The following is a 12,576-nucleotide window of genomic DNA, read 5'->3' on the forward strand; positions in this document are numbered from 1 at the left end:
CCAACATAGATTTTCGCGAGCCCGAAACGAAGACAACCTCCCCCCTCCTCGACCAGGAGGGGATGGTGTGGTGCCATCGATGAGGACTGGACTGCCCGTGGCCCCCTGGACTGGCAACGGCACCACCGGGTCCTCGCCGATCTCGCCGACACCGAGGCCGGTGGATCCCTCCCCGACATCCAACCCGGCGTGCTCTTCGAGGACGACGATCTGGGGAAGTGGCTGGGCACAGCAGCGGAAGGCACACACCTGGGCGCAGCTGAGCGGTGAGCAGCAGGAGCGGCTCGGCGGGCTCGGCGTGACACCCGACAAGCCTGTCCGCCCCGGTGAAGGCACACGCGGCGAAGGGGGCGGGTGGGTTGTCGGCGCCGTTCCGGCGGGGGCGCGGCGCTCGCGCAGTACCTCCAGCGAGAAGGGCACGAACGGCCGGTCACCGGGAAGCATGAGGAGCACGTCGTGAAGCTCGGTGTGTGCATCAGCAACACCAAGAGCCGCCGCGACCGGCTCACCCAGGAACAGCGCGAGGTCCTCGCCGGGCTGGGGATGGAGTGGGCGTAACACCAGTCATGGCCGGTCATTGAACCAGCAGAACGGCACTGCGCAGAGAGCGCCTGGGCGAAGCGCCCAGGGGTCTCGTGCTGTCGGCTGCGGTGACCGGTGGCTTTGTTCAGGTGGTCGCGTCGCCGGGGGCGGCCTGGAGGCGGTCGAGGCGGTCGTAGAGGGCGCGGATGAGGCGGGCCCGGTTCTGCACACAGTGCAGGGTGCCCTGGTGGGGTGTGCTGAGGCGGCGTTGGGCTTCGGCGAGGAGGATCTCGGCCAGGGCGCGGGGCCCGGTGTCCTCGTCCAGGATGTCGGCGTGGTGGCGGACGTCGGTGGCGACGGCGCGGGCGTGACCGGTCAACTGCAGGGCGATCTGCTCGAAGTCGTGCGGGGTGAGGGCGGCCGGGTCGGTCCAGGACAGGACCGCGGCGACCAACCGCTCGTAGGGGGCGCGGTCCAGGGGTAAGTCCGCTCCGAACAACCCGTGCGGGTCGTGAAGAACAGTGTGCGTGTTCGGTTTCATCAGCCCTCACCCCGGGGATCTCGCGAAGTCGCAGGCGGCCGGGTCGCCACCTGATGATCATTCGCCGCCGCCATCCCCACCGGATGGGTCTCCCCCTCGAATTGCAACCCTATGCAACCCCCACGCACCACTCCAGACCAGGAACCGCCGGAGCGGACACCGGCCCGGCCGGGCGGTGCGGGACACCGGGACCAAGACCTGGCGGGACAAGCTCCCCGAGCGCAAGGTGCCGCCCTGAACGTCTTCCTCGATTACTCCCAGGGATTCCCCTATACGAAGTACGCAGCAGGCCATGAGCCATATGGCTGGAGACAGATGAAGGCCGATTCCCTGAGCCAGGGTGAGGTTCCTGATTGCGTGATCTGGTCCTAGAGAAACCCATCATCGCAGGTCACAAGGCATTCTTCGTTTCCGGAGAAGCTATCCACAGGCATCATGCAGGTGGATCCGGGTTCAGCGGATCGGACTCGTTCCTTTCCGCTCGGCAGCCGTCCGCAGCCGCGCCTGAGCCAGTTCCACGGCTGCGTCGGTGGTCGTGATGCCCGTTCGGCGGGCCTGGGCGATCACTTCGGCCACCCGTGCGCCGACCTGCCGGACCCGTTGTTCGGCCTGCGTACGGTCGTGGCCCAGGATTTGTTCTTCGAGGAAGACCAGCCCGCCGACGTTCACGCAGAAGTCGGGTGCGTACAAGATTCCGCGTGCCGACAGCGCGGCGGCATGTTCGGGCGCGGCGAGCACGTTGTTGGCACCGCCGGCAATGATGCGGCAGCGCAGCCCGGGCAGGGTGGCGTCGTTCACCACCGCGCCCATGGCGCAGGGCGCTAGGACATCGCATGCGGTGCCCACAACCGTCGAGGGGTCGACGAGGCGCGCCCCGAAGCGTTCCGCGACACCGGCACCCCGTACGGGATCGACATCGGCGACCACCAGTTCGGCAGACTCGGCGGCGAGCAAGCGGACGAGTGCGGAGCCCACGTTGCCGACGCCCTGTACGCACACCCGCACCCCGGCCAGACTGCCGTCTGAGCCGTCGGCGCGCAGGCAGGCGCGGATGCCCTCGAGCACGCCGAGCGCCGTCATGGGCGACGGGTCCCCGCTGTCGCACACGGGTGACGCCTCGCGTCCGATCACCCTGAGGTCGGCCTGGGTCGTGCCCACGTCGTTGACCGGAATGAAACGGCCGCCGAGTGTGGCAATGAACCGGCCATGGGCTCGCAGCAGTTCCTCCGTCTTGTCATGAACCGGGTCCCCGATGACGATGCTCCAGCCACCGCCGAGATCGAGTCCGGCAGCCGACGCCTTCAGAGTCATGACCCGCGCCAGCCGCAACGCGTCCTCCAGCGCCGCGTCTTCGTCCTGATAGGGGTGCATCCGTACGCCACCCAGCGCCGGCCCGAGCGTTGTGTCGTGCACGACGATGACGGACCGCGAACCGGTTCGCGCGTCGTGGTTGAACAGAACCTGCTCGAAGCCGTCGGCACTGCGCCGTCCGAAGACAGTCGCGTCGTGTCCTGAGGCCATCATCGAACGACACTTCCAAACTCGGACGGGGGCCGGCAGCCCAGGGAGGCCAGTTGGGCGAGGCCTTCGGCGGTCCGGTCGGGCAACAGCAGGAGGGTGCAGGCGCGTTCGAAGGCGGCGTCGATATTCTCCCATCCTGCGAGCGATTCCCGCAGGGCGTCCTGGTCGCTGTGGAGCCGGCCGGCCGCGCGCGCAAGGCAGGCGGCGGCCCAGGCGTTCTCGGCGCCGGCGGGCGCAACGGCGGCGAGGTGTTCGCGGGCGTCCGGGAGTCCGGCGACCACGGCGGTCTCGGCAGCGATGGCCCAGGAGTAGGCGTCGTAGAACTGATGGGGCGCCTGCGGCCACGGCGGCGCCGCCGCGAGGTCCACAGCGGCGGCAAGAGCGTCACCGACCGCCCCTGTGTGCAGGGCGACTCGAACCTCGGCGAAGGCGGCGAAACTCGCCGCGATACCGTGCGGATCCCAGGGCTCGGCCATACCGCGGGCACGGTCACGCCATTCCCGGTGCAGCCGGTCGTCCTCGCCACTGCCGCGCAGGCCCTGGACCAGAGCGGCGGCGTGCACGGCCGGAGCCATCCAGCGGGCGGTGGGCCGTCCGGCCCGCTCCCAGCCCTCCCACATGAGGGCCGCGTAGTCCAGCGCCTCGTCGAACCTGCCTGACAGCGCCAGCGGTGCCACGCTCTTGCTGGCCCTCATGTAGAGGCCGCTGAGCGGATCGTCCCAGGCCCGACGGGCCGCCGTCACGGCGCGGGGCAGGTCGCCGGCGGCCACGGCGACGAGCGGCACCACGTGCAGGGTGTCGATGATCTCAAGGCCGATGCGGGGGTCGTGCCGGGGCAGCCGGTCGAAGAGCCGCAGCCGTTCGTCGCTCAGGCTGTGGGCTTCGCGGAACCGGCCGGTGACGCCGTAGCCGCTGCACACCGCGTCGATGGCCCCGGCGATCAGTACCGGGTCGGCGGCGGCCCGCGCGGAGTCCAGTGCCGCCCGGGCCAGTTCGGCGGCCGGCGCGGTCTTCTGGCCGGTCGCGTTCCAGGCCTCGGCTGCCGCCACGTACGCGACGACGAGCCGGTCCTCAGGCGGCGCGAGGCGTTTGGCCTCCTCCAGCAGCTCGCGCAGCTCCTCGTACGGCACCAGGTCGGTGAATGTGGCGGGAAAACGGCTTCCGATGCAGGCGGCGAAGGAGAGCGCGACGGCCTGTGCGGCCGCGTCGTCGGCGGTGGCGGCGTACTCGGCCGATGCACGCAGCAGCGGATAGGCCAGGTCGCCGCGGTGCTCGGCCATGGCCACGTCGGCCGCAGCCCGCAGGTCGGCCGCTGCCTCGGAGGGGCCAGGCGCAAGGGCACCGGCCGTCCGGAAGTGCGCCCGGGCCTCCACGAGGAACTGCCGGGCGTAGCAGAGGCGGGCCAAAGCTCGGGCCAGTCGGTGCGGCTCGGGCGCGGGGTGCGCCCCGGCGCCGTCCAGTGCCGCGCGCAGGTCGTCGGCGAGCTGGTCGAACCGAGCCTGCGAGAACTGGCCCAGCCGGTCGGACCGGTCTGCTCCGGCTGCGGCCCGCTCCAGCTCATGGGCGGTAGCGGTCGCCCACGCCAGGTGGCGGGCACCGCATTCCGCCGCTTCGCCCTCGGCGCTGAGCCGTTCCAGCGCCACGGCCCGTACGGCGCCCGGCATCCGCCAAAGACCGGTGCTCGTGCCACGGCCGCGTACGAGCAGGGCGCGGGCAGCGAGCCGGTCGAGGAGCGCCACAGTGCTGGCGGCGTCGGGGCCGTCGCCGACGGCGTGGGCCGACGCGGCGTCGAATCCGCGCAGAAACACGCCGAGCCGCCGGAGCAGTCGGCGCTCGTCGGCGTCGAGCAAGCTGTAGCTCCACTCGATGGCCCGCTCCGTCGCCTCGCCGGGCGCGTGGCGGTCGTCGAGAGCGGTTCCGAGCGACCGGGCGCGGGCGGCGGCCAGTTCGATGGCCAGTGGTACGCCGCCCCATCGGGAGCACTCCTGCACAGCGAGCCGCCGGTCGCACCCGGATTCCCGGGCGCGGTCCAGGAAGAGCGCTACTGCCCCGGTCGCCTGCTCCTCGGTCACGGGCAGCGGCTCCACCTTCAGTACGTGTTCTCCGGCGAGCCCCAGAGGTCCGCGGCCGGTGGTCAGCACGACGAGCCCCGGGCAGCCGTCAAGAAGCCGGCTGATCAGGCCCGCGACCGCGTCGGGGAAGTGCTCGCAGCCGTCGACCACGAGCAGGCAGCGGCCCTGGCCGAGCCGCTCCTGCAGCGCCTGTTCCAGGGGTTGCCCCGGCCGCTCGGTCACCCCCAGCGCGGCCGCCACAGCCTGGGCGAGGAAGTCCGGGCGTACGGGGACGAGTTCGGCGAAGCCTCCTCCTGCAGGAAACTCCTTCACCGCCTCGGAGGCAACGGCGGCGGCAAGCCGGGTCTTGCCCACACCGGCGAGGCCGGTGAGGGACACCAGCCGTTCTGGGCCCAGCGCCGCGCGGACGGCCGCGCGTTCGGCCGCCCGCCCGACGAAACCCGTCTCCCACTCCGGCAGACCTGGCAGAGCTTCTGGCGCCTCAACGGCGGAGTCCATCGGGGTTCTCCTCCTCGTGAAATTCAGCCTGCTGCGAGCGCCGCAGGTTCGCCGCGGGCGGGCCAGGGGTTTCGGCGGCAAGGTCCGCGTCCGCCGGGGAAGCATCCTTCTGTGCGGACGTACGCTCTGTGCGCGCAGTACGGCGCGAGATCGCGACGCCCGCCAGACACAGGGTTCCGCCCGCCAGGGCCGGCAGGGTGGGCACCTCGCCGAGCGACAGCCACGACATCAGCACGACGACAACCGGCACCAGGTAAGTCGTGGCTGCCATCTTCCCAGCGGTCGTGCGCGCCAGCGCGTAGGCCCAGGTGTAGAAGGCCAACGCCGTCGGGAACACGCCCAGGTAGACCATGCCGAGCGCGGCGCGCGCCGGCGCTGCCGCCAGGTCGTGGACCAATGCGCCGGCGAACGGCAGGCACGCCACCGCGCCGACGGCGCAGCCAAAAGTGGTGACCTGAAGCGCGGAGGCATGGCCGAGAGCGGGCTTCTGGGCCAGGACCCCGATGGCGCAGCCGACGGCGGCGAGCAGGCAGAGCAGTACACCGAGCAACGGCGCCGGACCCGCGTTCGAGCCGGTCAGACCGACCACGCCGGCGCCCGCGAAGGCCAGTGCCACGCCGGTCATCAGCCGCGCCGGGAATCCCTCGCCCAGCAGCCAGCCACCGATCAGCGCGACCAGGATCGGGCCGATGTTCACCACGAGGGACGCGGTACCCGCGTCGACCTGCTGCTCGCCCCAGTTCAGGGCGACGAAGTACACCCCGAACCACAGCACTCCGGAACCGAGGATGCCGGGCCACGCGGCGCGCGGCGGCAGCCCCTCGCCGCGTACGGCCAGCAAGGCGCCCAGCACCGCCGAGCCGACCAGTAGCCTGCCGAGCGCGAGCGCGCCCGGGGAGAAGTGCGGCGCCGCGTCGCGGATGACGACGAACGCCGAGGCCCACAACAGCACCGTGATCCCGGCCGCGAGCAGCGCCCGCCGTTCGTCGTCTCCGCGTACCGTCACTGTCCGGATGCTCATGGACCACCGCTCTCTCGTACCGTGTTCTCGGGTTGCGACTCACTTCGTGGCGGGCGTCGTCCTGCTCGGCACCGCGGCGAGGACCAGGATGGTCGCGGCCGCGGAAACAGCGGCGAAGACCGGCCACACCAGATGTCCGAACTGGATGAAGAGCAGGCCTCCGACGACCGGGCCGACGGTGGTGCCAGGCTCCAGGTGAACTGGAAGCCACCGATGTGGTGGGCCTTGAGGCCGGCCGGGCCGGCGATCCCTGGGTATGCCATGGCGGCCGGGCCGCCGGTGATCTCGCCGAGCGACCAGATCAGGTGTACCAGAGAACCGCCACGTCCCTGGCCCGTACGTCCAGTGGCAGCGTGGCGAGATACTGGGCGTACACCATGGCGTAGAGCAGCGTGGCCAGCAGGTACAGCACATGGCGCCGGTCGCGCAGCATGGCCCGGTAGCCGCCCCGGCCGACCTCCTTCTCCCCGGCGGCTCCCGCACCGGGTTCGGGCGGTGGCGGGCGTCGTACGGGCCGAGCGCGGCGGGAGGGTGCTCCATGCGAAGACCGCGCAGTTGCGACGGTGGCGCCGAGGCCGAGGCCGAAGCGGTACATCGCGAAGATCATCACCTGCCGGTTGGCGAGGGTGAGATCGGAGAGCGGAGTGGCCGAAGCAGGGCGGTAGAGCCGGCCCACCGGACCGACCAGCGCCACAGCGACCAGAATCAGGCCGTACGAGGGAAGGTAGATCATGGCGGCCGTGACCACGCTCGCGCTCACCATGCTGATGACGCCGCCGAGGCGGTTGACGAACACCCCGATGAGCAGGGTCTTCGCGCGAGCGGGGCCTGCCGGAAGGTGGCTCCCACGGCGACTTCCTCGCCCCGGGGACCACCTCCTGGGTGACGCCGCTCATGTGCGTCCGCCGGTGATGACGCGGACACAGGCGCGGACGCGCTGTTCGAAGGCGTCGAGTGCGTCGGGCGTGGGCGCGTCGATGAAGAAGGTGACGGACCGGTCGTCGGAGTTGGACAGTGGTTCCAGCAGGCTGCCGCGATTCTTGAGAACCAGTACGGCACGCAGGGTCGGCGGGTCGTCCACGGCACCGGGCTTGATCTCCGGCCAGACGCCGCTGTCGCTGATCCACTCGGGTCGTACTCCCGGCCAGTCGACGACGACGTCCTCCAGCGTCCCGGGATCGTGCTCCAGGTAGACCTGTCGCGTCCAGCGGCGGGGTGCTGGGTAGGTGGCGGATTCGCCGAGCGCGATGCGGAGAATCTCTGGTTCCAGGGGGCGGCCGGTGGCGAGCTGGTAGAGCACCAGCAGTCCGTCGCCCGGTGTACGGGCGGCTACTTCCATCAGGAAGGGGCGTCCGTCCTCGCCGACCCGCCACTCGGAGTGGGTGATCCCGTCCTGGAACGCCAGCCCGTTCAGCAGCCGCAGGTTGGCGTCCAGCAGGGTGTCGTCCAGGTCGGCGCGGGCGCTGGGGACGCTGTGGGCGAGTTCGACGAAGGTTTGGGTGTGGCTGTCCGTGGTGTCTTTGCCGGTCACCGACGCGAAGATCACCCGGCCGCCCTGGACGAGGCTCTCGACGGAGAACTCCGGGCCGATGACCTTCTGTTCGACGAGTACGACCTCATGGTCCGGGTACGTGGCGAGCTGTCGGCGCAGTGTTGTCAGGTCGGTGACGGTCCCGACGCCGGAACTGGAGGCCCGCGAGGCGGGTTTGACCACAGCGGGGAAGCCCACCGAGCCCAGGTCGGCGGTGTCGCGTTCCCCGGCCGGGATGGTCAGTGAGGCGGGGCTGAGTTCGGGGAGGTACCACCGCTGCAGGAACTTGGCGCGACTGGCGCGACTGGCCCGCAGGCCGGGTGAACGAACCCCGAGGCCGTCGGCGAGCAGGCCGGTCGGCTCGGCGAGGTAGTCGCCGACTGCGTACGCGCCGACGATCGTGTAGGTGTCGCGCCAGGCGGCGGTGCGAGCGACGGCGCCGGCGACGAAGGCGCCCTGGACGGTGAAGTCCCCGGTGACGTAGGCGATGTCGGTGATCTGCGAGGCGGGGTTGGATGTGTCGGCCATCGCCTCGGCGGCCTGTTCCCGGTAGGAGTCGGCGGTGATGACGAGGATCTTCAGGCCACGCCGGGAGAGTTCGGTCAAGTACAGCGGGTTGCGGCGGATCACCGGGAAGGAGCCGGTCAGGATGAACGCCCTGGCTTTGCCGTCAGAACGGCCGGACGCGGGCGCGGCTTGAGTCATGTCTGCGTGATCTCCTGGGTCGGTGCCTGGTGGGGCGCCTGCTCGGGCGCCTTCGGACTCGGTGCCTGCTCAGGTGCCCCGGTTCGGTGCCTGAGCCGGTGCGGGGCTCTCGTCGTACCGCCAGCGGACGCCGTGCGCGCCGAGGAAGTCCAGCCACCGCCGGGCGTCCTGGCCGTCCTGGGCGGCCAGCCGCAGGCCGGCGGGGCGTCGCCGTCGAGGATCCGCGCGATGGACGCGTAACTGCTGCACGCGAAGTGCGCGTTCCGCTCGGTGCACAGCCGCAGCAGCACCGGGTGCTCGGTGGCGGGGAGCATCGACACGACGACGTCGCCAGCGCGGAGTTCCCCGGCGAGCCGCGCCGGATCGTACGCTCGGACAGCGGAATGACCGGTCATGCCGAGCCGGGAGAGGCAGCTCTGGGCCCTGTCCTCTGTACGGCCCCAGACCACGACCGTACGAGCCGTGCCGGCCAGCACCCACAGGCCGCTGCCCGTGGACAGGCCGGTGCCCACCCAGTGGACGGTTCCGCTGGCCTCGGTGATCGGTTCAGGCATGGATTCGCTCCGTTCCCAGTCCGTTCGCCACACATGCCGCGTGGAACGCCCGCAGGGCGCAGCCAGGGCGCTCCGGGCTCCCTCAGTGCGCAGCCGCCGTCGAGGTACTGGGCAAGCGGAAACGCTCGCTGCGGTGAACGCTCGATGGTGAGCGCGACGCCCTGCCGGACGAGCCGCGCGGCGCCGGCGGGGACGATCGGTGCGCGCCGATCGGTCTCGCGGACCTCGTGTCGCACAGTGATCCTGATGCCGGTCATGTGGTGCTGCCTTCCAGGTGCTGGGGAGCGGCCAGGGGCTTCCTCGTCAGCATCAGATGACCAGTTCGGTGACCGCGGCGTTCGCCGAATCCGCGGGTGGGGACGGGGACTTGGCGCCTGGTTCGGCGCCGACGGCGATCTTCTCCAGCATCGGCTGTTCGAGGAAGTACGCGAAGGACGCGTAGCCGCGCCAGACCCGGCGCCACTCCGCCGCCACGGCCGCGTCGCCGAGCGTGCGCCGGACGCCGTCGAGGTGGGAGACGATGATGTCGGCGGCCTGCTTGGCATGCCCGGCGGAGAAGTTGTCGATCGTCAGATGGGCCTGTTCGTAACAGGTGTCGATGCCGTGGTGGCGCAGCTTCTGGATCTCGTGGAGCCGCATCTCGCCGGAACCGAACATCTCGATGGCGAGGTTGTAGCCGAGGATCTCGTTGTAGAAACGGTCGGGGAACAGACACATGCACAGCTGCTGGATCGCGAACCCGTAGAGGTCGTCGGGGAGTTCGTCCTGCTCCATGAACGCCTCGTCACGGATGTGCGGCAGCTCGATCCCGGCGCTGGCCAGTACCCGGTGGGTCAGGGTGATGTGGTTCTTGCGCAGGTCCCCGTTGCCCATCTCGTCCGCGTAGATCGAGAAGAGCATGCCGTCGCTCTCGCGTTCGTCGTGGCCGAGGTGGGCGAGCCGGTGCAGCCAGGCACCGTCGATGAGGTAGGTGAGGTAGTACGTGGTTTGCCGGAAGAGCACGTCGTCGCGGTCGGGTATCGCCTGGAGCGGCTGGTAGGGCTCGATGAGCTTCTCCCAATAGATCCGCTCGGCCCGCTCGTACAACGCCTCGGGGCTGTAGTCGAACCAGGTGGCGTCGGTGTACCTGCCGCCGCCTCCGTGGACGAAGAGGATCTCCGAGTCCTTGAAGCACCGCTCGGCCCGTTCGGCGGCGAGCGGGAGGCTGTTGGGGAAGTTCTCGATGTTGACCAGGCGGTGGAACAGCTCACGGTGGTCGCGGGGTTCGGCTTCGGCGACGACGACATCGGCCGGGGCGCTGTGCGCGACGGCGGCGCTCCACAGTTCGGCCTGCTCCTTTCCCACGGTGTCGGGCGAGATCTCGATCCTGGGACGTTCGCCGGACCGGACACTCGCCGCCCAGGCCCGGAAGGCCGCCGCCTCCCGCTCGTCGAAGATCCCGAACATCGGTCCGCCGAACTTCATGGCGTCGGTGAACCGGCAGTCGCCGTCGCCGGGGCCAGTGGGCCTCAGATACCGGGATTCGCGCAGGTCGGCGAGGAAAGCGGCGAGGTCGGGGGCCGCGGTTTCGCCTTGGGAGCGACCAGGGAAGCGGAAGACGTCCGACAGCAGGCTGTCGCCCACCCGTACGCCGCTGTGCTGGGTTCCGGCGAGCGGAGCATGCCGGGAGATGATCTCGGCGACCTTCGCCTCCAGGGTGAGACCGGAGCGCCAGGAGGCGAGCTCGGCGAGCATCGCCACGTGCTCCCGTTCCAGGTCCAGCGTCAGCCGTACGGCGCTGTGCAGCCGCCGCCGTTCGTCCGGGCCGGCCAGGTCCAGGTACGCGGCGAGTGTCTCCCGCGGTTCCGCCGCGGACAGCGGTGGCGGGGTGCCGGTCAGCAGGTCGTCGGTGCCGAGTGCGTGGAAAACGTAGTGCACGCCGACGACTTCGGGCAGGAAGTTGGCGGGCAGCCGGGAGAGGGCGAGATAGAAGCAGCCGTGCAGCGCGGTGAGCGGACGCGCCTGCGCCTTGTCGAGGAAGTCGACGGCGGCGATCGAGGGCAGCTGGACGCCTTCGCTCTCCAGCGCCCGTCGGCGCAGGTGGGCCAGGCCGCGCTTGGTGTTGCCGTCTCCGCGCAACGTCAGGTGCTGGGCGAAGAGCCGGTTGACTATGACGGAGGGCTGGGTGGCGGGCTGGGAGACGGTGTCGAGCCAGCACCCTCCCAGCAGCGCCAGGGGGGCGCGCTGCCGGACGACGGCCTGACGCAGCTCGGGTTCGAGACCGCTGAGCGAGCCGATCGTCCCGGCCAGTTCCGCGCGCACTTCGGCGACGTGCGCGGCGATGGTCGCGGCTTCGGTTTCTTCGTACGGGCCCCCCTCGGGGCGCCCGTCGGTCGGCAGAAAAGCCTCCAGGACCCGGCGGGCGATGAGTAAGGACGACTCGGACTCCTGGTCACCCAGAAGCCGCCGGAACAGCGCGCCGGGCTCCAGGGACGCGGCCGCCGCTTCGTCCCGGCCCGCGCGGCTGAACTCGAACGGCCGACGCGGCAGGGAGGCGAGGGTGTCGGGCAGGACGAAGGGCACGAAGGTCCGGTCGCGGCGCCATGCGTCCGCGTTCTGCGCGGCGTTCATTCCCAGGCTCTCTTCCTCTCGGGGCTCTTGGCCCGCGTGCGTGATCATCCGTGGTGGGCCTTCCGGATCAGTACGCCGACGCGCTGTCCGGGGACGCCGGCGGCGAGCATGTAGTGGTGACCGGGTTTGATCTCGCCCAGGGCGGCCCGGTCGCCCAGGTTGATCAGCGGGTCGGCGGCGAAGCAGTGCCCCACGCGGGTGATGTTGTCGGTGTGGAGCTGCGCCGGTGTGAACCCCGCCTGGCGTTCCTTCATCACGACGACGGGTTTGAAGATGTTGGCGTGCATCAGGCCGGCGACGTCGTCGAGTTTCATGCCCAGAGGCGTCAGAAGGCGGTCGTTCACCGTACGGGCGAGGTCGGCGCTGATCTCGTGCGAGTGGTCGAGTGTCCGCCGGTCCTGCGCGGTCGCGCAGCCGACGATCTCGTACCCGTCGCCGGTCAGGGCATCGGTCTCGTCGTCGGCCACGATCAGGCAGCTGGCCGCTCCGTCGCTGAACAGGGCGTAGCTGACCACGCGATGCGCCTCGTCCGCCGCGCTGTCGGTGGTGACGACCAGGACCCTGCGGTGGCGCCCTGCGGCGACGAAGGCGGTGGCGGTGTCGATCGCCGCAAGAAAGTTGACGCAGCGGTTCAGGTTCTGACCGTAGAACGGGATGTCGCCGAGGCCGGCCTCGGCGAGGAAGGTCTCCATGAACCGGCCGTGGGTCTCCGAGGGTCCCGGTATCCGGGTGGAGCACAGGACGACCGCGTCGACCGAGGACGGGTCGGCGCCCGCCGCGCGCAGTGTGGCCGCCGCGCTGTCGGCCGCCATGGCCTCCAGGCTCCGCTCGGTGCGGCGTACACTCCCCCATCCCCACAGCTCGGGTGTCGGCGGCATGCGGAACTCCGCCGCCCGGGTGAGCAGGTTGGTGATCTCGGTATGGTGCACCTCGGTCTCGCCGAGTACGTACTGGGGTCCGTACAGCCAGGCTTTCGTTGTGGTCATGGCCATCCGATCGTT

Annotated in this window: 10 protein-coding genes and 1 pseudogene; 1 reads left to right on the forward strand and 10 read right to left on the reverse strand. The window is 70.6% G+C overall.

Going from position 1 to position 12,576, the window contains the following annotated elements; genetic code table 11:
* Positions 1–456: 456 nt before the first annotated feature.
* Positions 457–558, forward strand: a complete 102-nt coding sequence (locus OHA98_RS42830) for a helicase (protein WP_323179722.1) — start codon at positions 457–459, stop codon at positions 556–558.
* 109 nt (positions 559–667) lie between these two features.
* Here the strand turns inward: OHA98_RS42830 and OHA98_RS40735 are convergent, their stop codons facing one another.
* The 10 genes and pseudogenes from OHA98_RS40735 to OHA98_RS40780 all read right to left on the reverse strand — a co-directional run bounded on the left by OHA98_RS40735 (position 668) and on the right by OHA98_RS40780 (position 12,561).
* Positions 668–1,063, reverse strand: a complete 396-nt coding sequence (locus tag OHA98_RS40735; protein WP_266933335.1) for a DUF6415 family natural product biosynthesis protein — start codon at positions 1,061–1,063, stop codon at positions 668–670.
* A gap of 453 nt (positions 1,064–1,516) precedes the next feature.
* Positions 1,517–2,587, reverse strand: a complete 1,071-nt coding sequence (locus OHA98_RS40740; RefSeq protein WP_323179723.1) for a Glu/Leu/Phe/Val dehydrogenase dimerization domain-containing protein — start codon at positions 2,585–2,587, stop codon at positions 1,517–1,519.
* A complete protein-coding gene (locus OHA98_RS40745) occupies positions 2,584–5,154 on the reverse strand; it encodes an AAA family ATPase (RefSeq protein WP_266933337.1) in 2,571 nt (856 codons plus the stop codon). The genes OHA98_RS40740 and OHA98_RS40745 overlap by 4 nt, the downstream gene beginning before the upstream one ends.
* Positions 5,138–6,175 (reverse strand): DMT family transporter, encoded by a 1,038-nt coding sequence (locus OHA98_RS40750; protein ID WP_266933339.1) that lies wholly within the window; start codon positions 6,173–6,175, stop codon positions 5,138–5,140. The genes OHA98_RS40745 and OHA98_RS40750 overlap by 17 nt, the downstream gene beginning before the upstream one ends.
* A 301-nt stretch (positions 6,176–6,476) precedes the next feature.
* On the reverse strand, positions 6,477–6,971 hold the full coding sequence (locus OHA98_RS40755; protein WP_266933340.1) for a hypothetical protein: 495 nt from the start codon (positions 6,969–6,971) through the stop codon (positions 6,477–6,479).
* 96 nt (positions 6,972–7,067) lie between these two features.
* Positions 7,068–8,411: an acetyl-CoA carboxylase biotin carboxylase subunit family protein gene (locus OHA98_RS40760; protein ID WP_266933342.1), complete on the reverse strand. Its 1,344-nt coding sequence runs from the start codon at positions 8,409–8,411 to the stop codon at positions 7,068–7,070.
* Positions 8,408–8,965: a saccharopine dehydrogenase NADP-binding domain-containing protein gene (locus tag OHA98_RS42835; protein WP_323179724.1), complete on the reverse strand. Its 558-nt coding sequence runs from the start codon at positions 8,963–8,965 to the stop codon at positions 8,408–8,410. Before OHA98_RS42835 ends, OHA98_RS40760 begins: the two co-directional genes overlap by 4 nt.
* 89 nt (positions 8,966–9,054) lie before the next feature.
* Positions 9,055–9,222 (reverse strand): annotated as a pseudogene (locus OHA98_RS40770) (saccharopine dehydrogenase); the annotation flags it as partial.
* 52 nt (positions 9,223–9,274) lie between these two features.
* Positions 9,275–11,575: an iron-containing redox enzyme family protein gene (locus tag OHA98_RS40775; RefSeq protein ID WP_266933344.1), complete on the reverse strand. Its 2,301-nt coding sequence runs from the start codon at positions 11,573–11,575 to the stop codon at positions 9,275–9,277.
* 44 nt (positions 11,576–11,619) lie between these two features.
* A complete protein-coding gene (locus tag OHA98_RS40780) occupies positions 11,620–12,561 on the reverse strand; it encodes a 3-oxoacyl-ACP synthase (RefSeq protein WP_266933346.1) in 942 nt (313 codons plus the stop codon).
* Positions 12,562–12,576 lie beyond the last annotated feature (15 nt).

Origin of the sequence: Streptomyces sp. NBC_00654, from assembly GCF_026341775.1 — a bacterium.
GTDB lineage: Bacteria > Actinomycetota > Actinomycetes > Streptomycetales > Streptomycetaceae > Streptomyces.